The organism is Pleomorphomonas carboxyditropha, from assembly GCF_002770725.1.
Taxonomy (GTDB): Bacteria; Pseudomonadota; Alphaproteobacteria; order Rhizobiales; family Pleomorphomonadaceae; genus Pleomorphomonas; species Pleomorphomonas carboxyditropha.
On record NZ_NQVN01000069.1, the window covers coordinates 1 to 871 of the forward strand.

The 871-nt window shown below is 58.9% G+C and carries 1 protein-coding gene; it reads left to right on the forward strand.

The window, feature by feature from the left end:
• Positions 1-77: 77 nt before the first annotated feature.
• Positions 78-871: transposase (locus CJ014_RS27235; RefSeq protein ID WP_100083626.1), on the forward strand; the 794-nt coding region annotated here is incomplete at its 3' end.

The following is an 871-nucleotide window of genomic DNA, read 5'->3' on the forward strand; positions in this document are numbered from 1 at the left end:
CACCGTACACGACAGTTTAAGTGAGAGCGGGATGAAGGGGTAAGATTGAAGATTCTTCGCCAAAAGGATCTTCAGAGATGACCGCCGTTCAAACCGCCCTCATGCTGACGCTATCGACGCATTTTGCGCTGAGCAAGAGCCGGCTTTCGAGCCTTGTCGCTTTGATCACCGGCCTTGCGCAATCGCGCACGGTGAACCTGTCGCATCTTGCCATCCATCTGCCTGGCCGAGCGCTGCACGCCTCGCACTATCGTCGCCTTCAACGCTTCTTCCAGTTCGTCCGGCTGGATAGCGATCGCCTGGCTGTTCTGGTGGTGCAGATGCTCAACCTGCAGCGCCCCAAATGTCTGGCTCTCGATCGGACCAACTGGAAGATCGGCTCCACCGACGTCAACATCCTGATGCTGGCGATTGTGACGCGCCGCTTCCGCGTGCCGCTTCTGTGGACGCTGCTGCCGCATCAAGGTTGTTCCGACACCGGCCAGCGCATCGCCCTGATGCGTCGGTATCTGGCCTTGTTCGACGCCTCCTCGATCAGCATGCTTGTGGCCGACCGCGAGTTCATCGGTGCGGAGTGGATGGACTTTCTCTCTGAAAGCAATATCAAATTCGTCATTCGCGCCAAGATCGACATGACCATGACCCTGGATGACGGACGCGTGTGGTCCTTTCAATCGCTGCTGCGCAGAAAGCGCGGCAGACGCAATCCAGCGATCGGCTGGGGGCATCTCAGTGGAACCTTCGCCCCGGCACGCCATCCCGTGAACTTCGCGGCCAAACGGCTGAAGGACAATGAATGGCTGATCGTCGTCACCAATCGCGACGACCCCAGGCAGGCCCTCAACGACTACCGCAAAAGATGGGCCATCGA